This window comes from Peptoniphilus timonensis JC401 (genome assembly GCF_000312025.1).
Taxonomy (GTDB): Bacteria; Bacillota; Clostridia; order Tissierellales; family Peptoniphilaceae; genus Peptoniphilus_A; species Peptoniphilus_A timonensis.
The window spans coordinates 259557-282526 of sequence record NZ_HE978595.1 but is presented as its reverse complement, the minus strand read 5'-3'; the positions used below and the strand labels follow the sequence as shown (position 1 = coordinate 282526).

The 22970-nt window shown below is 30.9% G+C and carries 20 protein-coding genes; 15 read left to right on the top strand and 5 right to left on the bottom strand.

The features are described from left to right. The first annotated feature begins 5 nt into the window (after positions 1 to 5). The 8 genes from folK to ftsH all read left to right on the top strand — a co-directional run bounded on the left by folK (position 6) and on the right by ftsH (position 10826). Entirely contained in the window at positions 6 to 824 is an 819-nt protein-coding gene (folK, locus tag HGPT_RS06580) for a 2-amino-4-hydroxy-6-hydroxymethyldihydropteridine diphosphokinase (protein ID WP_019139052.1), read from the top strand. Positions 825 to 882: 58 nt separating this feature from the next. Beyond that, positions 883 to 1392, top strand: coding sequence for a glycoside hydrolase family 73 protein (locus tag HGPT_RS06575; protein ID WP_245544166.1), 510 nt, complete (start codon positions 883 to 885; stop codon positions 1390 to 1392). Then, a complete protein-coding gene (locus HGPT_RS06570; protein ID WP_019139050.1) occupies positions 1389 to 1886 on the top strand; it encodes a hypothetical protein in 498 nt (165 codons plus the stop codon). Before HGPT_RS06575 ends, HGPT_RS06570 begins: the two co-directional genes overlap by 4 nt. 15 nt (positions 1887 to 1901) lie before the next feature. Further along, a complete protein-coding gene (locus HGPT_RS06565; protein ID WP_019139049.1) occupies positions 1902 to 2621 on the top strand; it encodes a hypothetical protein in 720 nt (239 codons plus the stop codon). Positions 2622 to 3422: 801 nt separating this feature from the next. After that, complete coding sequence (locus tag HGPT_RS08735) at positions 3423 to 5159, top strand: copper amine oxidase N-terminal domain-containing protein (RefSeq protein WP_019139048.1); 1737 nt, start codon at positions 3423 to 3425, stop codon at positions 5157 to 5159. 159 nt (positions 5160 to 5318) lie between these two features. Beyond that, a complete protein-coding gene (locus HGPT_RS06555; protein ID WP_019139047.1) occupies positions 5319 to 7847 on the top strand; it encodes a ribonucleoside-diphosphate reductase subunit alpha in 2529 nt (842 codons plus the stop codon). Positions 7848 to 7860: 13 nt separating this feature from the next. Beyond that, on the top strand, positions 7861 to 8901 hold the full coding sequence (locus HGPT_RS06550) for a ribonucleotide-diphosphate reductase subunit beta (protein WP_019139046.1): 1041 nt from the start codon (positions 7861 to 7863) through the stop codon (positions 8899 to 8901). Between the two features lie 83 nt (positions 8902 to 8984). Further along, the gene (ftsH, locus tag HGPT_RS06545) at positions 8985 to 10826 is read left to right on the top strand and encodes an ATP-dependent zinc metalloprotease FtsH (RefSeq protein ID WP_019139045.1); all 1842 of its coding nucleotides are present in this window, start codon (positions 8985 to 8987) and stop codon (positions 10824 to 10826) included. A gap of 162 nt (positions 10827 to 10988) precedes the next feature. On the opposite strand, the gene HGPT_RS06540 is transcribed toward ftsH, so the two are convergent. After that, positions 10989 to 12992 carry a C69 family dipeptidase gene (locus HGPT_RS06540; protein WP_019139044.1) on the bottom strand — a complete coding sequence of 668 codons (2004 nt, stop codon included), beginning with the start codon at positions 12990 to 12992 and terminating at the stop codon, positions 10989 to 10991. Between the two features lie 216 nt (positions 12993 to 13208). On the opposite strand from HGPT_RS06540, the gene msrB reads away from it, so the two are divergent. The 7 genes from msrB to HGPT_RS10555 all read left to right on the top strand — a co-directional run bounded on the left by msrB (position 13209) and on the right by HGPT_RS10555 (position 19665). Then, positions 13209 to 14150 carry a peptide-methionine (R)-S-oxide reductase MsrB gene (gene msrB / locus HGPT_RS06535; protein WP_019139043.1) on the top strand — a complete coding sequence of 314 codons (942 nt, stop codon included), beginning with the start codon at positions 13209 to 13211 and terminating at the stop codon, positions 14148 to 14150. 276 nt (positions 14151 to 14426) lie between these two features. Beyond that, entirely contained in the window at positions 14427 to 15359 is a 933-nt protein-coding gene (gene glsA, locus HGPT_RS06530) for a glutaminase A (RefSeq protein WP_019139042.1), read from the top strand. Positions 15360 to 15370: 11 nt separating this feature from the next. After that, positions 15371 to 16774 (top strand): alanine/glycine:cation symporter family protein, encoded by a 1404-nt coding sequence (locus HGPT_RS06525; protein ID WP_019139041.1) that lies wholly within the window; start codon positions 15371 to 15373, stop codon positions 16772 to 16774. A gap of 753 nt (positions 16775 to 17527) precedes the next feature. Beyond that, entirely contained in the window at positions 17528 to 17875 is a 348-nt protein-coding gene (locus HGPT_RS10090; protein ID WP_245544165.1) for a helix-turn-helix domain-containing protein, read from the top strand. Positions 17876 to 17904: 29 nt separating this feature from the next. Next, complete coding sequence (locus tag HGPT_RS10085; RefSeq protein ID WP_040542710.1) at positions 17905 to 18090, top strand: hypothetical protein; 186 nt, start codon at positions 17905 to 17907, stop codon at positions 18088 to 18090. A 245-nt stretch (positions 18091 to 18335) separates the two neighbouring features. Continuing rightward, a complete protein-coding gene (mgtE, locus tag HGPT_RS06510; RefSeq protein WP_342626068.1) occupies positions 18336 to 19562 on the top strand; it encodes a magnesium transporter in 1227 nt (408 codons plus the stop codon). Then, positions 19537 to 19665 carry a magnesium transporter gene (locus HGPT_RS10555; protein WP_342626067.1) on the top strand — a complete coding sequence of 43 codons (129 nt, stop codon included), beginning with the start codon at positions 19537 to 19539 and terminating at the stop codon, positions 19663 to 19665. The genes mgtE and HGPT_RS10555 overlap by 26 nt, the downstream gene beginning before the upstream one ends. A 79-nt stretch (positions 19666 to 19744) precedes the next feature. On the opposite strand, the gene HGPT_RS08725 is transcribed toward HGPT_RS10555, so the two are convergent. The 4 genes from HGPT_RS08725 to HGPT_RS10550 all read right to left on the bottom strand — a co-directional run bounded on the left by HGPT_RS08725 (position 19745) and on the right by HGPT_RS10550 (position 22251). Continuing rightward, on the bottom strand, positions 19745 to 20224 hold the full coding sequence (locus HGPT_RS08725; RefSeq protein ID WP_019139040.1) for a DUF4825 domain-containing protein: 480 nt from the start codon (positions 20222 to 20224) through the stop codon (positions 19745 to 19747). 163 nt (positions 20225 to 20387) lie between these two features. Beyond that, positions 20388 to 21134: a 5'/3'-nucleotidase SurE gene (gene surE, locus HGPT_RS06500; RefSeq protein WP_019139039.1), complete on the bottom strand. Its 747-nt coding sequence runs from the start codon at positions 21132 to 21134 to the stop codon at positions 20388 to 20390. Positions 21135 to 21157: 23 nt separating this feature from the next. Then, complete coding sequence (locus HGPT_RS06495; RefSeq protein ID WP_019139038.1) at positions 21158 to 21943, bottom strand: MBL fold metallo-hydrolase; 786 nt, start codon at positions 21941 to 21943, stop codon at positions 21158 to 21160. A 47-nt stretch (positions 21944 to 21990) separates the two neighbouring features. Further along, positions 21991 to 22251: a hypothetical protein gene (locus tag HGPT_RS10550; protein ID WP_019139037.1), complete on the bottom strand. Its 261-nt coding sequence runs from the start codon at positions 22249 to 22251 to the stop codon at positions 21991 to 21993. Between the last annotated feature and the right edge of the window lie 719 nt (positions 22252 to 22970).

Below are 22970 nucleotides of genomic sequence, written 5' to 3'. Positions count from 1 at the left end.
GAATTATGGATTTTATCAAGATAAAAGATCTAGAAGTCTATGCTAATCATGGACTTTTTGAAGAAGAGAAAAAACTTGGACAAAAATTTTTAATTAGTGCAGAGATAGGCATGAGCTTCAGAGATTGTGCAATAGAAAAGAACTTGGATAGGTCCATTGATTATGGAAAATTATCCCACGAATTATATGACTTATTTAAAAATGAAACTGAAGATTTAATCGAAACTCTGGCTTATAAGATGACAAAATTTATTTTTGATAATTATGAAATAGCAAATACAGTAGATTTGACTATAAAAAAACCTTGGGCGCCAATAAATCTTCCCCTAGATACAGCATCAGTTCGCTGTAAGAAAAAAAGAAGAGATTATTATATTGGAATAGGTACAAATCTTGGCGACAGAGAAGGATATATAAATTCTGCTTTAGAAAAAATGGAAGAAGCAGGTCTAAAAATTTTAGATAAAGCTTCTATAATAGAAACTAAGGCTTGGGGTAAGACTGACCAAGGAGATTTTTTAAACACAGTAATTAAAGTATCTTCTTTTGAAGATCCACATGATCTACTTCATATATTGCAAAAAATTGAATTAGATTTAGGCAGAGTTAGACATGAAAAATGGGGAGAAAGAACTATAGACTTGGATATTCTATTGATTGATAGAGAAATTCACTATACAGATGAATTGATAGTTCCACATCCTTATATTGCAGAACGTGAATTTGTATTGGAATCATTAAATGAACTTATTCCAAACTATTTTCACCCAATCTTAAATAAAAAAATAAGTAAACTTTACGAAGAAGTGAAAGATGAAAATTAAGAGGATTGCTTGTGGCTGCCTTATAATTTTAATATTCTTCTTTGGGATAATTTTCGCTATGAATTTTTTAATCAAATCAAGCTCAGAGAGAAGATCCCAAGAAGAAATAGATTTTAGACAGGCATATATAGAAGATACCGAAAAAATGGCTGTGAGAATAGCTAGAAAAAATAATATTTTGCCTTCTGTAATGTTAGCTCAATCAATACTTGAGAGTAATTGGGGTAGGTCTGAACTTTCTAGAGAATATAACAATTATTTTGGAATAAAAGCAGTAAAAAAAGACCAGGGTGTTGTTTTTGAAACTGAAGAATATGTAGATGGAGAAAGTGGAAGATACATGGAGAATTTTAAAAAATATTCTTCAAAAAGAGAATCTTTCGAACATTATGCAAAACTTCTTTCAACAGCCAAGAGGTATGAAAAAGTAAAAACTGCCAAGAATTACAAAGAAGCAGCTCAATATATAAAAGAAGGCGGTTATGCAACAGATCCGTCTTATGCAGATAAAATAATATCAGTTGTAGAAAAGTATGAATTGGATAAGTATGACGAGGTGGGAAATTGACAAAAGTTAGAAAAGAATGGCTAAAAACTAGCATAATTACAATTATTCTTTCTATTATTTTTCTTGTATTTAAATATAACAATCTAGACACAAATAATTTTGTCAAAGTTTTTAACTTCAAAAGTCTGGCAATTTTCTTAGGTATAGTATCACTCTCCACCATAATTGTATTCTTTTTTGTAGATGAAAAGAGATATAAAGATACAAAATCATTTTTTATTTACATGATTATTTTGATGGCGATTGACATAGTAATAACACTGTTTAGATTTAAATCTCTTCAAGGGGTGAGCCCAGCAGAGTTAGAAATTATAAAATTTGAGATTAAGAAATTATTTTTAAATATTGGAATTTACGTTTTTGTATTCTTGGGGATAATTTCAATGTTGAGAAAAAACGATAAAATTGCAGAAGAAATTGCATTAGAAAAAGAAGAAGCAAATAAAAATATGAAAAAAACTAATGGAAATAAAAAGAAAAAGGAGAAAAAATAAGGAAGAGGATAAAAATTGAATAAAAAAACATCAAACATAGTCTTAATAATATCGGCGATAATACCCTTTGGGCTTCAGTTTTCAGGCTTAAAATCAGAACTTGGAAATGGCTCAGTAATGTATTCAATTATGTGGGCAATAGTAAACTATCTCTTTTTGATGACAGCCCTTGACTTTATAAAAAAGTACAAGGAAATATTAAAGCTAGAGGACTTAAATATTAGAAAGAGAACTTATAACCTTAATGTTTTTGTCTACATAGGATTTTTAATATTTGTAAATATATACTTTTTCCAACAAATGTATGTAAGAAACAACGATATAATAAACTTTTTGGCAAATCCCTTATTCTTAATAGGACTTTTCCTATTATTTATATTTAATTTGCAAAATGGAAAATTCCCAAGTAGAGAAGACAAGGACACTATAATTTATGAAATACCCTTTAAATCATCTATAAGAGATGGCAAAGATAGATTAGGAACAGTTGTCGGATCTTATGGTAAGGGGCTAGTAATTGGAAATAACTTTTTCCCTTACGAAAATATGAAATCTATTTCCAAGTCAAAGGATGATCACATTGTGATAAAAGGAAAAGAGGACTCCAAAAACTATATAGTTAATATTGGTTCTTTAAACTCTGCAAATCAGGCAATTATAGAAATTAACAAAGCCTTAAATGAAGGGAAAATTGACGAGAAAAAAATTAATCTAAAAAAGATAAAAAATTTTTAGGAAAACATTGACAAAAGTATAATCATGCTCTATACTATAGGTAAGCTAGCTAGAGAAAACAAATTGGTAACTAAGAAAAGGTGATTCCAATGACAAGTTTTAAATTATCCCGCAAGGGAAAGGTAGCAAAGTATCTCATTTGAAGTAGCTTAGTGCTAAAGGTTGAATGCTTAATTTAAGAGGTATAGAGCTATAGTTACATAACAATTGAAAATTTTAAAATCAAGAGACTCGTAAGGGTCTCTTTTTTTGTTTTAATTACAAAGTTAAGATTAGATGAATTTTAAGAAATTCGAATTAAAAAAGAAAAATTTATTAAAATTAGTGAAAATTCACGAGAAAGTAAAATGCAAGCAAAAGTTGCTATTTATTTACTTGTTAGATAAATATTTTTGTTATATTGAGTTTGAAAATATAAAAATTAGAAAACTACAAAAATAAAAATTAAATTAATAATTAAGGGTATTTATTATATTAGGATATAGAATATGTTACTTCTATAAAGATTTTATAAAATTCTTGACAAAGGTATTTAACGGCAGTATAGTGTAAATATAAAGTATATACACTTATAAACTTTATTTTACATATTTGTTAAAAAAAGGAGGTGTTGAGGGATTTATTAATACATAGTTATTGTTAAAAAAGTAATATTAAATTAGAGAAGAATTGTACTTTATTATATTATATTCAAATATTAAACTTTGTTAATTATTGTATTTAACACATTTTTTGTAATATTCATTTAATTTGCAATGGTTTTTTATATATAATATAATCATGACAAATAGGAGGTATACTATGAAAAAGAAAATTTTATCTATTTTTCTTGTACTTATTGCAGCCATAACACTTGGCGCTTGTAGTGCAAACACAACAGCTTATCTAGATGCATCTCAAAAAGTTGCAGACTGGAAAGGCTCAAAGGTCTCTGGAAAACTCGAATATAATGTCGAAGTTAAGGATCCTGAAAGTAAAGAAACTGTGAATATTAAGTTCCCTGCAAGTTTTACTGGTGAACAAGTGGGTCAAGATAAGGCACATGTATTGATGGATATGGACTTATCAAATTTAAAGAAAGAAATTGCTAAAAGATCAGATAGCCAAGAAGAAATTGCAGGACTTAATAAAGATGTACCGAATAAAATGAAAATGGACATTTTTGTAAAGGACAATGAAATTATTATGTCAAAGGACATCTTTGCACTTAATAGTGATTCTTTTAAGGACATAAAAGAAGATTATATTTCAATTTCAAATGAAGAAAATGGCATTTCACCAAAAACTACAAAATATTTTAATTCAGAAGAATTTAAGACTGATTTATTAAATTTAATGGAAGTTGCTTTAAAAGATTATAAACAAGAAATTGACTTTAAGGTTGAAGGTAACACTTACACTTTGAATACTACTAGTGATGCTGTCATAGATGAATTTATAAAATCTGCCGATGGCGTTATGAAAAATTGGGATGAAGTTTCAACTTCTGCACTAGCAATTGTTGATAAGGCTGGACTTCCAATGACTGAAGAAGATAGAAAAGACTTTAAAGAACTTAACAAAGAATACAAGGCAGAAGATTTAAAAGAAGCTGCTAAAGGAATTAAAGAAACTATTAAAGGATCAAATTTATCTGAAAAAACTACTTTTGAAGAAAATAAAATGATCCAAGAAATAGCAATGAAAGTTAACGTTGCTGATTTTGTAAAAGTTTCTGTTAAGGGAAATTTTGATACTGTGAAAGACGAAAATGTTAAGATTAACTTCCCAACTTCAGTTAAAAAATTGACTTCAGAAGAATATTTGAAGTTAATAATGCCAGAAGTAAATATGTTAACTGTAAGAGTTAATGGCGAAGATATAACTTTTGAAGATCCTGAAGCTCTTCCAAAGATTATTAATGACAGAACAATGTTAGCTGCTCGTGCTTTTTATGAAAAAATCGGCGCTAAAGTTGAATGGAATGGAAAAGATAGAAGTGTAACAGTTTCAAAAGATAATGATAAGATTGTTTTAAAGATTGATTCTGATAAGGCTCTTGTAAACGGAAAAGAAGTTAAGCTTGATTCACCAGCTACAATTATTAAAGATAAAACTTATATTCCAGTAAGATTTGTATCTGAAGCTTTTGGTTATAAGGTTAAATACGATGCAAACGAAGGAATGCCAATAGTTGATATCTTTAATATTACTGAAAAAGAATTAGAAACAAAACTTCAAGAATTAGAAAAAGAAGATAATTATAAAATGATAGCTTCTATGAAATCTTCTGGTCAAAAAGATGAAGAAATAGAAGAAACTTTAAAGAATCTTTATGAAGGTGAAGAATTAGATAAAATTCTTGCAGCTAAGGCTGAACTTGACAAAGATCCAGAACTTCTAAAGAAATACCAAGATCAAATTCAAAAAGAATTAGATGAAATGCTTGGAGAAGTTCCAGAAGAAAAAGAAGAAAGTAAAGAAGAAGATAAACTTACTGAAAAAACTGAAAAATCTGCAGAAAAAGTAGCAAAAGTATTATTTTCAGTTGTAAAATAAGTTAAAAAATTATCCCAAGAGCAAGTTCTCTTGGGATTTTTTTCTTTTAAGTATTTATATTTTTTCTTTCTTCATAAGCTATTTATAAATTTTTGTTTGTGGTACTATATAGTAGTATATGTTTTAAATAATTAATGAAATCTACTATATGGGGGATTTATGAAAATATTAAAAAGAGATAAGAGAGAGGTTGATTTTGATCATTTAAAGATAAAAAATGCCATTGAAAAAGCCTTTGACTCTGTTGGAAAGACTTATGATGATGCTGTAATAGCATCTTATGCCTTAGATATAAAAGAAAGCCTTTTAAAAAACTATGATCCCAAAAACCCACCAACTGTTGAGGAAATACAGGATCTAGTTGAATTAAAACTTATCGATGAAAAAGAAATTGATGTTGTAAAAGCTTATATACTTTACAGAAATAGACATTCTGAAGAAAGACAAATTTTAGATAAATTTGCAAATTTCATTACAGACGAAAATGTCCTAAAGATTTTGAAGTTTGTTAGGAAAAATTATGATCCAAAGAAGTATGAGCTTGAAAATTTATATAACAAGTTTGAGTCTTTTGTAAAAAAAGATCAAACACAAGATGCCTATCTTTCTGAAATTATTAAGGCTGCCAGTGAACTTACAGATAAAGATGCACCTAGATGGGAATTTATTGCAGCTTTATTTTTAAACTACGACCTAGAAAAGAAAATTAAGAGAAATCTTGAAGATTTTAAAATAAATAATTTTTATGAAAAGATTGTTTTCTTGACTGAAAAGGGCCTTTATGGAAAATATATTCTTGAAAATTATTCAAAAGAAGAAGTTCTTGAACTTGAAGAATATATTGATAATTCTAGAAATAGACTTTTAAATTACTCTGGTTTAGATCTTTTGATTAAGAGATATGTTATAAGAAGTCATGACGGAAGATTTGTTGAAACAATTCAAGAGATGTTTATGGGAATTGCAATGCACCTTGCTATACCAGAGAAAAATAAAATTTATTGGGCAAAGAAATTTTATGATATTTATTCAAGTTTAAAGGTAACTGTTGCTACACCAACAATGTCTAATGCAAGAAAACCTTACAATCAACTATCTTCATGTTTTGTGGACACAGTGCCTGATACTTTAAAGGGAATTTATAGATCAATTGATAATTTCGCCCAAATTTCTAAACACGGTGGCGGAATGGGTCTTTATTTTGGAAAAGTTCGTGCAACTGGATCTGATATTAGAGGATTTAAGGGTGTTGCTGGTGGTGTAATAAGATGGATTAAACTTGCTAATGACACTGCTGTTGCCGTAGATCAACTTGGTGTTCGCCAAGGGTCTGTTGCCTGCTATCTTGATGCTTGGCACAAAGATATTCCAGAATTTTTGCAACTTCGTACAAATAATGGTGATGATAGGATGAAGGCTCACGACATCTTCCCTGCTATTTCTTACCCAAATTTATTTTTTGAATTGGCAGAAAAAGATATCAATGCAACTTGGTATATGTTTGACCCTCACGAAGTTTTAGAAAAAAAGGGTTACGCTCTTGAAGATTTTTATGGAAAAGAGTGGGAAGAAAAATATAGAGAATGTATTGATGATAAAAATATTTCTCGTCGTGAAATGAGCGTAAAAGATTTAGTAAGACTTATAATAAAATCACTTACAGAAACTGGAACACCTTTTGCTTTTTATAGGGACAATGTAAATGAAATGAACCCAAATAAACATGTTGGCATGATTTACTCATCAAATTTATGTACAGAAATTATGCAAAATATGTCTGCTATTGAAACTCTTGAAACTACAATAGAAACAGAAGATGGAGATGAAGTCATTGTCACAAAGACAAAACCAGGCGATTTTGTTGTTTGTAATCTAGCATCACTTGTATTAGGAAATATTGACCTAGAAAATGACAAGGAACTCAAAGATATAGTGGCAACAACTGTTAGGGCTCTAGACAATGTAATTGACTTAAATTATTATCCAATACCTTATGCAAAAGTTACAAATAGAAAATACAGATCCATTGGACTAGGAACAAGTGGTTATCATCATGCCCTTGTAAAAGCTGGAATGGCATTTTCTGATATAGAAGATCACTTAAAATGGGCAGATGATCTTTATGAAAGAATTAATTTTCACGCAATTACTGCATCTATGGAAATTGCAAAGGAAAAAGGATCTTATGATTTCTTTGAAGGTTCTGACTGGCAAAATGGAAATTATTTTGACCTAAGGGATTATAAAGATGAAAAGTGGAATAAATTAAGAGAAGAAGTAAAAGCAAATGGACTTAGAAATGGATATATAATGGCAATAGCTCCAACAGGTTCAACATCAATTATCTCTGCAACAAGTGCAGGAGTTGACCCAGTTATGAATAGATATTTCTTAGAAGAAAAGAAAGGTTCAATCTTACCAAGAGTTGCACCAGACCTTAGTCCACAAACTTTCTGGTTATATGAAAATGCCCACGAACTTGATCAAAACTTTGTAATTGAGGCTGCGGCAATTCGTCAAAGACACATTGACCAAGCTCAGTCAATTAACTTTTATATTACTACAGACTTTACAATGAGAAAGATTTTAAATCTATATATCAAAGCTTGCAAGGAGAAACTAAAGTCTGTTTATTATGTTAGAAGCAAGTCTTTAGAGGTTGAAGACTGCGATTATTGTGCGTCATAAAATAGGAGGAATTATGCAACTTTCAAAAAGAGGTCTCTTTAATGAAAAGGGAGATATTGAAACTTCAAAAAGAAGAGTTATTAATGGAAATACTACAAATTTAAATGACTTTAACAACTTAAAATACTCTTGGACAAGTGATTGGTATCGTCAAGCTATGAATAACTTCTGGATTCCAGAAGAAATAAACCTTTCACAAGATGTTAAGGACTATAGAATTTTAGATAAACATGAAAAAACAGCTTATGATAAGATTTTGTCCTTTCTTATTTATCTTGATTCACTTCAAACAGCTCAAATACCAAAACTGCAATCTTATGTTACGGCAAATGAAATCAATCTTTGTCTTTCAATCCAAGGTTATCAAGAGTCTATTCACTCTCAATCCTATTCTTATATTTTGGACACAATATGTTCTCCAGAAGAAAGAGAAGAAATTCTTTACCAATACAAGGATGATGAAGTTTTATTAAAAAGAAATAAATTTATTGGGGACCAATACCAAGACTTTTATGAAGATGAAAACTTGGACAATTTCATGAAGGCACTTATTGCAAATTATATCTTGGAAGGAATTTATTTTTACTCAGGCTTCTCCTTCTTTTACAATCTTGGAAGAATGGGCAAGATGCCTGGCACAGTTTCTGAAATAAGATATATAAATAGAGATGAAAACACTCATCTTTGGTTATTTAGAAGTATAATTCTTGAAATGAAAAAGGAAAATCCAGAAATATTTACAGATGAAAATATAAAAAAATATAAAGAAATGCTTAAAAAAGGTGTTGAAGAAGAAATATCTTGGGGTAAGTATGTCATAGGCGATGAAATAAGAGGTCTAAATCAAAAAATGATTGAAGATTATATTATGTATCTTGGCAACTTGCGTTCTAGAAATTTAGGTTTTGGAAATCTATTTGATGAAAATATCGATGAGCCAGAATCAATGAAGTGGGTCAGCGAATATTCTGATCCAAATCAAATAAAGACAGACTTTTTCGAAGCAAAGCCATCTGCATATTCTAAATCTTCAGTAATTGAAGATGACCTTTAATAATTAAAAATAATTAAGCCGGATTTTTAATCCGGTTTTTATTATCTTTTAAAGGAATTCATCAAAAAAGAGGGAGGTTTATTATGAATGAAGATAAGGGCAATAATAACAAAAGACCCAAATATAATTTACTTAGATATTATGTAATTGCCATTTTGGCAGTTTTTGCTCTCAACTGGTTGATTCTTCCGATTTTAAGTCAAAATAGTATGGAAAATGCATCTTATTCTGATTTTAGAAAGAATTTAAGCCAGGATAAAATTGAGGAAGTTAGTTTTAAACAAGATCAAATTCTTTATAAATTAAAAGACGACAAGAAAATTTACAAAACTGGAAAAATGGAAGATCCCGACATAGTTAAAGACTTAGAAGAAAAAAATATAGAATACGCATCAGAAATTCCAGAAAAGCCAAGTGTATTTATGTCTTTTGTAATGACTTGGGGATTCCCAATTTTACTATTTTTCTTGCTACAAAGGGCACTGACAAGGAGGATGCAAAACCTTGGTAGTGGTGGAATCTTTGGTGGAGGAAAGAAAATTGAAAAGTATGAACCTAGTGGTGAAACTGTAAACTTTGACGATGTTGCTGGTCAAGAAGAGGCAGAAGAATCACTAGTTGAAATAGTTGACTACTTAAAAAATCCAAAGAAGTATACAGACATCGGTGCAAAATGTCCTAAAGGAGCACTTTTAGTTGGTCCTCCTGGAACTGGTAAAACTTTATTAGCAAGAGCAGTTGCTGGAGAAAGTCACGTTCCTTTCTTCTCTATTGCAGGTTCTGAATTTGTTGAAATGTTCGTAGGTCGTGGAGCGGCAAAGGTTAGGGAACTCTTTGAAGAAGCTAAGAAAAATGCTCCATGTATAATTTTTATTGATGAAATTGACACAATTGGCAAGAAGAGAGATTCAGCTGGAATTGCAGGAAATGATGAAAGAGAACAAACACTTAACCAACTTTTGTCAGAAATGGATGGATTTGACGGAAACATTGGTATTGTAATGCTTGCTGCAACTAATAGACCAGAAATTCTGGATCCAGCTCTTTTAAGACCAGGAAGATTTGACAGACAAATTAGAGTTGAACTTCCAACATTAAAAGACAGAATTGAAATCTTAAAAGTTCACGCAAGATCTTACAAAATGGAAGAAGATATAGACTATTCTTTAATAGCAAGATCTACTGCAGGTGCTTCAGGTGCCCAACTTGCAAATATCTTAAACGAAGCTGCATTAAGAGCTGTTAGGATGGGTCAAGATAAGGTTAGACAAGAAGACATACAAGAATCTATCGAAGTTGTAATTGCTGGAGCACAAAGAAAACAAGATATACTATCTCCAGAAGAAAAGAAGAGGGTGGCCTACCACGAAATTGGTCACGCACTTGTTGCAGCCCTACAAACTGGGTCTGAACCTGTGGAAAAAATTACAATTATTCCAAGGACTTCAGGAGCTCTTGGCTACACAATGCAGGTGCCAAAGGACGAAAAAAATCTTTACACTAGAGAAGATTTAATAAATCACATTACAACTCTTTGTGGAGGACGTGCTGCAGAAGAAGTTATCTTTAATGAAGTGTCAACAGGCGCTGCTAACGACATTGAGAAGGCAACAGAAACTGCAAGGTCTATGATCACCCAATATGGTATGGCTGATGAATTTGGAATGGTTAAGTTCCAAGACTCTGGCTCAAGATATATGGGCGATACTGGAAACATGAATTGCTCTGAAGAAACAAGAAAAGAAATCGACGACTTAATGGTCAGCATAGTTAAAAAAGCTCAAGAAAATGCTAGAAAATTGATTTCTGAAAATAGAGAGGCAATGAAAGAACTTGCTGAATATTTACTTGAAGAAGAAACAATAACTGGTAAAGAATTTATGGAAATCCTATCAAAGTACAAGGACTTTGATGAAGAAAAATAAATTTTATAAATTTGTAACTTGTGAAAAGGTGGCTTAGGCTGCCTTTTTTGATTGCAAAAAAAGGTCTAGGGATAAAAATAAAATCCTAGGTTTTTATGCCCAGGATTTTTTGGATTAGAATTATTTTTACAATTTATCTTTGAATAAAAGTTTTAATTTAAATTATTTTGAAAGTTTTGAAATTATTTGTGCAACTTCTGCTCTTGTCAAGTTTTCCTTTGGAGAGAACTTGTTATTTGAAGTGCCGCTTAAAATTTCCTTGTTAGCTAGGAATTGAATGTCTTCGAAAGCCCAGTCAGAAATTTCTTTTTCGTCGTCAAATACAACAAGTTTTTGAGTTGAAATATCGTCGCCCATTAGTTTTAAATAAGATGCTAAAATGTGAGCCATTTCTTCACGAGTAATATTTTCTTTTGCTATGGCTTTAGAAGTTTTTGGAAGAAGTTTATTTTCAACTGCCCAGTTCATATATTCAGTGTAGAACTTACCAGCTTCGATATTTTTGTCTTTTACTTCAGTGTATTTTGTAGTATCAACATTTCCAAGTCTTCCCAAGATTGTTATAAATTCTCCACGGCTAATTTTTTCGTTAGGAGAGAATTTAAGGTCACTTGTTCCAACCATTAATTTCTTGTCAATAGCTTGGATAATTGCTTTTCTTGCCCAGTGATCAATTAAGTCAGTTTTTGAAACTTTTGAAAGTTCTCCTTGAAGATCTTTTTCTAAATCAAAGGCTTCTTTTTCCCATTCCATTGTTTTATTTGTAGAAAATTCGGCTGCTTTTTCTTTATCTTTTGAATAAAGTTCAATCCATTCTTTTTCGATTTGAGGAAGTTCTTTCATAATCTTATCTTCAAAATCTGTAACAGTCTTTCTTGTTGATTCGCCTAGTTCTTCCCTATTTCCAGAAACTAAATCATTTACAGAAGATCCAACCCAGTAATATGAGTTTGCATCATAAGTTGGTGCATTTTTTTTAGCTTCATCTGTTGAATTATTAATATCAGGGAAAATTGGAATCCAAGGAATATTAAGTGGGCTGCCTAAAGTCATCCACATTAGACCTGGAGCTTCTTTAGGATATCCTTCCTTAATTTGGAAGATGTGAGCTTGCATTGTGTTAATAGATCCTATTGGTCTTTTGTGAGTATTAGGATTTGCTTTTCTTTCAGCCTTGTTATCTGATGGGACATAATCTGTTCCTTCAAACCTATTTCTAAAAACATTTAGAGCGTGATTTATGTCAATTTTTTCACTGCCTTCAGAAAGATCATTTAAAAGGTCAAATCTTTTAGCATCGTAAGGAACTTTTGAATTAGGATCTAGATCATGGATACCAGACCAAACCCTTGAACGGCTAGTTTCAGCAATTTCTTTAGGACCATAAGATCCTGCCATGTCCATAAGTCCATCTTCAGTTTCTTTATAAGTTCCTGCTTTTTTTGCAACTTCAACAATATCTTTTGAAGCAATGACATTTTCCTTGTCATTTAAATCAACTCCACCTAGCCAATAATCGTTAGGGAAGATACTGAATTTGTCAGTTGGATAATTTATTGCAACATATTGGTGACCAGTGTAAATTTCCATATACCAAACTTCGTCTTGATCTCCAAAGGCAACAATATCGCCCATAGATGCACCTTGTTTATCTATTGTGTCAGCCAAAAGTTCAATTGCTCCTCTTGCTGATCTTGCATGAGCAAGTAAAAATGTAGTCATGCTTGCTTCGTTGACACCGTCTTTTACAAAGGGATCAGCCTTTAAAACTTCATCTGATGGGTCAGCAGAAACTGTACAGAAGATACCTACGCCTGCTTCGTTGTAGCCAGCTGCATCATAGACACCTTGTTCCATGTCCTTAGGCTTCTTAGATGAGTCTGGAGTGGAGAAGAACTTTAGTGAGTCTTCCTTGTGTATGTATGTAAATCCGTTGTTTACGTCAACTAACTTGTCGCCCTTTTTGATTTCTCCACGTGGGTGAGTTACAAGTCTCATAGTCCTATTTCTTTGGTAATCTTCAGTCCTTCCAAAGATAAAAGAACCATCAGTAGTTAGGTCCTTGCCGACAATAATACCAGTGCAGGCAAAAGTTGGCACAGCCATGGATAAAACCATGCTAGATGCAAGGCCTGCTACTAATAATTTTTTCTTACTACTTTTCATAATTACCTCCTTAATTCTCCTTTTTATAAAATTGTTTTCCTCATCTATAAATAGAGGAATCAGAGAATCTCATAAATATAAGGTAACACCATTAAATATATGTGTCAATGTTTTATTTTAATACTATAATTTATTAATGTATCACTTAAAATCAATAAACAAAATTATTTATTTAAAAAATTTTGGTTTTTGGGTATAGGTGAATTAGGTGATAATATGAAAAATATTAAAGTTATTTATCTCGCAGGTGGATGTTTTTGGGGAACTGAAGGCTACTTCAAGAGATTAAGTGGAATAAAGAGAACTATTGTTGGTTACGCCAATGGATTTAGTGATGAAACAAATTATGAATCTGTGGCAAGGACTGATCACGCAGAAACTGTAAAAATTTATTATGACTTCTCAAGGATTTCTCTAACAGAAATCTTACTCCATTATTTTAGAATTATAGATCCAAAATCAATAAATAGACAAGGAAATGATATTGGTAGACAGTACAGGACTGGTATCTATTGGGAAGAAGAAGACAAAGACTCTGAACAAATTGTAAGAGATTTTATGAAATATGAAGAAGAAAAATTAGGAAAACTTGCAGTTGAAATCTCTCCTATTAAAAATTTTGTAAAAGCAGAAGACTACCATCAAGATTATTTGGAGAAAAATCCTATGGGTTATTGTCATGTGAACTTGAGTCTTGCAGATGATCCTATAATTGATGATGAAAGAGAATTTTTAAACAAAAACAAAAGAGATTATCTAGATGATATTTCCTATGATGTAATGGAAAATTCTGGAACAGAAAGACCTTTTACAAGTGAATTAAATGATGAGTATAGAAAGGGAATTTATGTTGACAAACTTTCTAGAAAACCACTTTTTGTTTCTAGTGACAAGTTCGATGCTGGATGTGGTTGGCCATCTTTTTCAAGACCAATTATTTCAACTTATCTAGAAGAAGATAGGGACACTTCCTTTGGCATGGTGAGAACAGAAGTAAGATCAAAATCATCAGATTCTCATCTTGGACACGTATTTCCAGATGGACCTAGTGACATGGGAGGACTTAGATATTGTATAAATGGTGCTTCTTTAGATTTTGTTCCTTATGAAAAAATGGATGAAGAAGGATATGGTGAATACAAAATTTTTGTAAAATAATTTAATAAATAAAATATATCTTATATAAATTAAAATATATTAAAAATTATTATTAATATTTTAAGAGACCTAAATTTAGCCAAAGGGTCTCTTTTTTATGTACTTTAATATATTTTTTTATATATTTTCATTTATAAAAAACAATGTTTGCTAGATAATAAAAATGATTTCCTCTACTTGTCATCCTCATAGAATTGAGAAATAATGATTGAAAAAGATTTTTTGATATGATAATCTATTAACACAAGGAAAACAATTCCAAATATAAAAAGGGAGGTGAGAACAATAATTTATACAGAAGAAATTTTAGAAGAAGCCCTTAATTTAGGCAGAAAATACCTACATGAAGGTAATGTTGCAGATTATATTCCTGAACTTGCAAAAGTTAATGCCAATAAGGTTGCAATTTCTACAATCGAAGATGGTGAACTTCACAGTGTTGGTGACTCTAGAGTTAGATTTTCTATTCAATCAATTGTAAAGGTAATTCTTTATTCTCTAGCAATGGAAAATTACAAGGTTGCTGAATTAAAAAAATATGTTGGAGTAAGACCATCTGCAAAACCTTTTAACAGTGTCATTGAACTAGAACTTTCTGAAAAAAGGATTCCAGTTAATCCTTTTATCAATGCCGGAGCAATTATTATAGTAGCTATTTTATATAATGTTTATAGAGAAAAAACTTTTGATGTAATACTTGAAAAGGCAAGCGAGTTTTTGGGAGAAGACGTTGATTACAGTAGAGAAATTGCACAGTCAGAAAAAGAATCTTCTTTCACAAATAGGACACTTATCTATTTAATGCTATCAAGAGAACTTCTACCAAGTGACACACCTGTAGAAGAAGTTTTGGATACATATTTTAAAGCTTGTTCAATTCTTGTTAATACAGAAAACCTAGCTCATATGTCCTATGTTATTTCAAATAACGGTGTTGACACTGAAGGCAGAGAAATCATAACAGCAAGAGAAGCAAGAGTTTTAAGATCACTTATGGCAACTTGTGGTACTTATGACTATTCAGGAGATTTTGCAATAAGAGTTGGGCTACCTGCCAAATCTGGAGTAGGAGGCGGTATTGTAACTGCATCAAAAAACAAAACAGGTCTTGCAGTTTATGCTCCAAGACTTGACAAGCATGGTAACTCTTATAGTGGAGTTAGAATGTTAGAACATTTATCGCAAGAATTAGACTTATCAATTTATTAGAGAGGTAGAAAATGAGAGAATTATTATCAGCCGTCAACGGCGTCTTATATTATCCAATATTAATTATTGTATTGCTTGCCTGTGGATTTTATTTCACAATCAGAACAAAATTTATACAATTTAATTTATTAGGTGAAGCATTTAAAGTTATAACAGAAAAACCAGAAGGAAAAGATGATGTATCTTCTTTCCAAGCACTTATGGTATCAACTGCATCAAGAGTAGGTACTGGTAATATCGTTGGTGTTGCAAACGCAATCTGCCTTGGTGGACCTGGTGCGGTATTCTGGATGTGGATTATCGCACTTATTGGTGGTGCATCAGCATTTATAGAATCAACACTTGCACAAATTTATAAAAAACGTGGAGATGATGGAGTATCCTATGGTGGACCTTCTTACTACATAGAAAATGCCATTGGATCAAGAGGAATTGGAGTTTTATTTGCAATAGCTCTTATTGCAACTTATGCAGTAGGATTTAACATGCTTGCATCTTTTAACCTTCAAGACTCTTTTAGAGTTTATGATTTCTACGTACCAGGAAAAACTTCTTGGATTATAGGTGCAGTTCTTGCAATAATAGCAGGATATTGTGTACTTGGTGGTGGAAAGAGAATTATAAAATATACATCTTTACTAGTGCCAATCATGGGAGTTATTTTCGTAATTATGGCTCTTGTAATGATCGTTATCAATATTACAAATATTCCAGCAATGTTTGGAATGATCTTTAAAGATGCATTTAACTTTAAGGCAATCTTTGGTGGAGTTGCAGGTTCAGCCTTAGTAGAAGGTATTAAGAGAGGTCTTTATTCTAACGAAGCTGGTATGGGTTCTGCTCCAAACGCAGCAGCATCAGCATCAGTTTCTCACCCTGTAAAACAAGGTTTAGTACAAATGATTTCTGTATTCCTAGACACAATTGTAATTTGTTCTGCAACTGCATTTATGTCACTTTCATCAGGAATAGCTCCAACTGAAGATTTAGCAGGAGCACCATTTGTTCAAGCATCACTTTCTACAGTATTTGGAAAATATGGTAACTTATTTATCACAATTTCACTTGCCCTATTTGCTTTCACAACATTACTTGGAAACTTATACTACGTTGATTCTTGTTTAACTTACCTTAACAAAAAAACACCTTCAAAGACATTTATGCTTTGCTACAGAATTATAGCAATCTTATTAATCTTTGTTGGAGCAGGAATTGAAATGTCACTTGCATGGGATATAGCAGACTTCTTAATGGGAGTTATGTGCTTAATTAACATTCCATCAATTTTATATCTTGGAAGCATTGCACTCAAAGCTCTTGAAGATTATAAGAGACAAAGAGCTGAAGGTAAAAACCCAGTATTTAAAGCAGATGCAATTGGAATTGACACTTCTAAATTAGATTACTGGAAATAATATAAGTGTAAGGATAAAAATAATTAAAATATAAAAATAAATTTGATGTGCTCATATAAAAGGGACACAAAAATAATTTAATTTAAACTTAAAAGGGTGTTAGCTATATTATTTAGTTAACATCCTTTTTCTTTTACCAGAAAAATTTTATTTGATTTTTTTAAGTTATTTTTTAAGCTTAAAAATTTGTTGTTATATTAATTAACTTTGAAGTTAAGAATTTTATTTTCTTCTTGTCATGATATGTTATTTTTACTTTAATTTTTTATTAAAAGTATTCTACATAATAAAAACAGTCTTAGCCTAATTATTGTGTATTAAGGAAAATTTTAAAAATTCATGTTAAAAAGATTTGGAGCTTATTAGAAGTAATGAAATTTAAAATTTAATTATATTTAAATTACAGAAAATAAGTTTTAAATTTATTTTAAATAATAGTAAATTTATTTTAAATAATACAAAGTAAGTTTTAAGTTTATCTTAAACACTATAGCTTGTAAAAATATAGATTTTACTTATTTAAATATATTATTAAAAGTAAAAAATTTTTGAAAAAAGCTAAAAAAAGCTTGATGCAACCAAAAGTTGCCCTCTATTTGCTTGTGGTGCTTATATTTTTTTGTTATATTAAATTATAAATTAATATGCTATTTAAAAATTTATTTTAAATTTTGTTAAAAAATAAGTGAGATTAATTTTAAATTAAAAGATGAATATTATTTTATGAAATAAAAACTACAAGGAGATGGACACATGTATGGCGAAAAAATAAAATCCAAGAGAAAAGAAAATAAATTATCACAAGAGGAACTGGCAAATAAACTTGGAATTACAAGACAAGCCATATCAAAGTGGGAAACAGAAAAATCAACGCCAACTATGACAAATCTAAGGGAGCTTTCAGAGGTCTTTGGAGTAGAAATGGCATATTTTATTGGTGATAATAAAGAGGAAATCGAAGAAAAAGACAAAAAAGAAGAAAATATAAAAAAAGTAAACAAGAAAAAAATGGTTTTTAAGGGAATTTGGGATATTTTTATCTATGCCTGTCTCTTATTTATAGGAATTTTCTTTTTTCTGTCTATTATTTTCTTTTTATAGAAAGATTTTTGGGGAGAGATCCCAGTGAAATGCCCTATTTAATATTCACAATTTACATGATAATTGCACTAATATCTTTTCCACAAGCATATAAAGATTTGGCAGAAAAGTTGGAAGGCTTGGAATACAATGTGTTCTCAAAACTTGTTCTTCCAGTAATCTACATGGCATCTCCTATGATAGTCTTTTATTACATTATTAAAAAGAAAAACTAGATCCACCAAAAGAGGTGGATTTTTTATGTGAAAATTAAAAATAGTCTAATTGTTTCTTATATGATAAAATAACAAATATGGAGGTGTTTGTATGGATACCAGTCGACCCTGGATTAAATGTATAAGTCTATGCGATAAAGAAAGTTTTGTGATTTACATATTGTAAGTCTATTTAAGTGTGCCTCTTTACCGCCTAGACAGCGGATTTTTTTATGCAGAAAATCATTAAAGAATAAGGAGGTAACATGAACAACTTAGATAGAGAAAGGTTAAAAAACTTGCAATACAGAATCAACAAGATGGATCCTGTTGATATTGCAGAAAGACTAGAAGACCTCTCAAAAGAAGATATTGCAATTTGGATAAAACTTCTTAATAAGGACCTCTTGGCGGATGCTTTTTCACTTTTGCCTAGAGAGAAAAAAATCGAGATTATAGGCTCGCTTTCTGAAGATAGAATTATGAGTCTTATGAAAGAGTTGGAAGAAGATGAAGTTGTAGATACTTTGCAAGAACTTCCTGCCAACATGGTAAGAAAGTTTATGGACCAATATATAGAAGAAGATAGAAGACCAATTATTAATGAACTTTTGGGATATCCAAAGGAATCTGTTGGTTCTATTATGTCAGTTGGTTTTATATTTGTTAAAAATACTACTACTCCAACAGAAGCTCTTGAAAAAATTATTCATTCTGATCTCGATGCAGATAGGCTAGAACAAGTTTGGGTTACAAATAAATCTTTAGTTTTAATTGGATATGCGAACTTGGCAGACCTTCTTCGTAATAGAAATAAAACTGATGATATTGAAGAATTTATGCACCCTATAAATGCCAGTGTATATGCAACGGATGACCAAGAACTTGTTGCAAAGTTGGCACATAAGTATGATTTATCAGAAATTCCTGTAACTGATTCTGAAGGAAGACTTATTGGTATTGTGCCAGCAGAATGGGCAATCGACGTAATGCATGAAGAGTATGAAGAAGACTTGGGTAACATCCACGGTATTAGTGAATCTTCACCAGAACATTACTGGGACAAGTCAGTCCTAAAACTTGCAAAGGACAGGACAATGTGGCTTATAATTTGTCTTGTGACAGCAACTTTTACTAGTTTTATTATAAAAAAATATGAAGCACTTCTGGCTTCAAGTGTTGCATTGGCTGCTTATATACCGATGCTAATGGACTCAGGTGGAAATGCTGGAACGCAATCTTCTACAACAGTTATTCGTGGTATTTATACAGGAGAAATTGAATTTAAAGAATTTCTTCAAGTTATGTTTAAGGAACTTAGAATAGGTTTAATTGTTGGTGTCATTCTTGTAATTGTAAATATTGTGAGAATGTCCATACTAGATAGTGTAAGTATAGGAGTAACTTTAACAGTTTCTGTTACTCTTTTAACTACAATAGTTTTATCAAAAAATTATTGGTGGAACATTGCCACTTATTGCAGAAAAAATTAATGTTGACCCAACAATAATGGCAGGTCCACTTATTACAACAATTGTGGATACCTTAGTATTATTTGTTTATTTTGAAATAGCGACAATCCTAATAGGAGTTTAAAATAAAAAGAGAAGGATATTTTGATTTGATTCCCATAAGTTTTATTTAGGGAGTTTAAATCATTTATACCTTCTCTTTTTTATTTATCCCAATTATTTATAAAGTTTTCAAAATTTTCTTTATTTTCTGAAATCTCTTCAAGGCTAGTATTTTTTTCTTCCAAGATCTCTTCTATTTCTTTTCTATAAAAAATAAAAATCTTATCTTTTAACTCTTTATTTTTTTCCTCTTCAAAATCTCTGCCACTTTCCACATAATAAATTCTGTCCAGATTTTTTATTAGGGCAAAACTTGTTATGGCATTTTTAAAAATATCTTCTCTTTTTATATTTGATGTATCTTTTACAAAGACTTTAATACCATAGGGCGATTTTCTTGAAAGAATTTCAATTGCTCCCACTTCAAAGTCCTTTGGATAATCTTGATTTGATATTATATGTGAAACTTTGGAGTTGTCACCAACATAATTTGTCTTGTAATTGTAAAGACTATCTGTCCTTCTAGTTTGACAGGCAGATAAAATTAGAATGAGGGCAAATATTATATGTAATTTTTTCAAATTCATCACCTCTTTATTAGATTATAACAAAAAAATAAAAAGTCACTAGGACTTTTTAAATTCATTTATTTACATTATTGTTCTAAAAAATATTCCAAAGATTAAAAAAATTAAAAATAATAAAGTAAATTTGTAATTCACGATTTTTCCTTTCGAGGACTAATTATTTTAACATTTCTCTCAATTCATTTATAAGAGTTAAGTTAGTTACATCGTACAAGAGAGGACTTAGAGTTGCGTAGCCTTCTTTTAGATAGTGGATGTCAGAATCTTTGTCGTTGTTTTCTTTAGGGAAGCCCTTTAATCTCATATTATAACCTTCGCCTTCTTCTGATATGTCGTAGATAGACATAACGTCAGCTCCAACTTTGCAAACTTCTATTCCATTTAGCTCTTCATAATCAAGGTAAGGCACGTTTATATTTAAAACTTGAATCCTTTTTAAATCTTCTATTTTGTTAAAGACATCTACAGCTACTTTTGCTGCAGTTTCAAATTTTGAATGACCCTTTATCCACTGAGCTGACACAGCAATGGCAGGAATATTAAATAAATTTGCTTCAATTGCTGCAGAAACTGTTCCTGAATAAAGGACATTTGTTGCTGCATTAAATCCAGAGTTTATACCTGAAAAGCAAAAGTCAAATTTTTCGTCTAATAAATGGACTGCTGCTCTTACACAATCAGCAGGTGTTCCATAAACGCAAAGGCTTTTAACTTCTTCAAGACCTTCTAATTTTGTCTCTTGAACCATAAGTGGACTCTTAAAGGTAATAGCATGAGATTTACCAGAATTTTCAACATTTGGTGCAGAGATTGTGACCTTGTGTCCTTCTTTTATGAGGGCTCTTGCTAGGATTTCTATGCCTTCTGCATTTATTCCATCGTCATTTGTAAGTAGTATGTTCAAATATTTCCTCCCTTTAAATTCTATTAAAGTTCATAGACTTCTGATGGCACAAATCTAGGTGCAACATCAATTTTGTAGTCTGTGTTTTCTATTTTATTTTCCGATGCAAGGGTATCATTAATTGTCTTTAGTGCCAAGTCTGGCAAGTTGTTGTCTGTGGAAAGATGACCTAAGAGAACTTGCTCTTGTTTCTTTTTCAAAATCATTGAAAGAACTTCTGCTGCATTTTCATTTGAAAGATGTCCCTTAGTAGAAAGTATCCTTTGTTTTGTCGGATAAGGGTAACTTCCATGTACTAGCATATCTACATCGTGGTTTGATTCAAGATAAAAAAGTTCTGAACCATCCATTTTTTCCATGGCATCTTGATTAACCCAACCTGTATCAGTTAAAAGAGAAATCTTTTTATTTCCTTTTATTACAAATCCACAACCACTTGCACAATCATGAAAAGTGGATATGGGCATAATTTCAAGGTCCTTAAAAGTAAAGCTCTTTCCATTTTCAAAGATAAAAGTATTCTTTGGATCGAGTTTTTTAACTGTAGGAAGCATGCCATCTAAAGTCATCATATTTGAAAAAACTTTTAAATCGTGTCTTCTTGATAAAACTCCCACAGATTTTATGTGGTCAATGTGCTCGTGAGTTACAAATACAGCGTCAATGTCACTGGCCTTAACACCAATTTTTTCCAAGTTTTCTTCGATTTTTTTGCCAGAAAGTCCAGCATCTATAATAATTTTTGTATCTTTATATTCAACATATTGGCAGTTGCCACTAGAGCCACTTGCCAAAGAGCAAAATTTCATAAAAACCTCCACACATATTCTAACATAGGCTTTTAAAATTGTTAAGTTCAGTAATTCGATAGAACTGTGTATTCACCGTCTGTAAATTTAACTTTCCAAGAAGGGATGGCACGACCGTTTACTGCACGAGTGATGTCTTCAATATAACCTTGGTCTTCTGGATTAAAGTAAAAACATGGCGTGATTTTTTCTATGGTCTTGTTGTAATAATCACTTTTATTTAAGAGAGATAAAAGGGCTCTTGGAGCAGGTGTCAAAAATATTTTTTGCTCAGATTTATCGAGGGCCTCTAGCCACAGTCTATCCATGGACATGACTCCCCTTTTATCTATTATAAAATTGGTGTAGGAAGATTCTACAGGTATATTGTCAAAAATTTTAGTGTAATTTAGAATATATTTTCCATCAGATTCTTCATAATAACTTAGATAAATATCTCTTGTGTCATATTTTTTATCAAGTAAAAATTTTGTGGCAATTTTTTGTGCTTCTTCAAGATTTTTTATATCGTAATTATTTTCGGATTTTCTATTTTCATAGTAGACTCTTCTACCATTAACTAGATTTATATATTCATCATTTAAGGATATTTCAGCAAGGTCTGTACTAGGTCTTTCTACACTTCCCTTGCCATCAAAATACCTTTCCTTTATATCTTCTTCTGTTGAAGTCTCAAAAGAAACTAAAACAGAAGGAAGTTTTTTAATTGATCTTGGGATTTTTGTGTCAAGACTTATGTTTTTTTCTGATAATAGGGCAGTTACTTCTTTTACAAAATCCCTTCTAGTAGATTCGTTTCTAAGCCTAAAATTGTTGTAGTGACTGTAGCAAAATAAAACTACATTGGCAACTATTAGGGCGATTATTAAAATTTTTTAACTTTTTTCCAATCCATAAAGCTACCTCACCATCATTAGCCTTCCATCTTCAGTGTTGAAGTAGTACATACTTCCCATGTATGCCATTTCAAAAGCCAGCATTGGCTCTTCAGCCTCATAATTATTAAAACTAAGATAAACTAGATTTA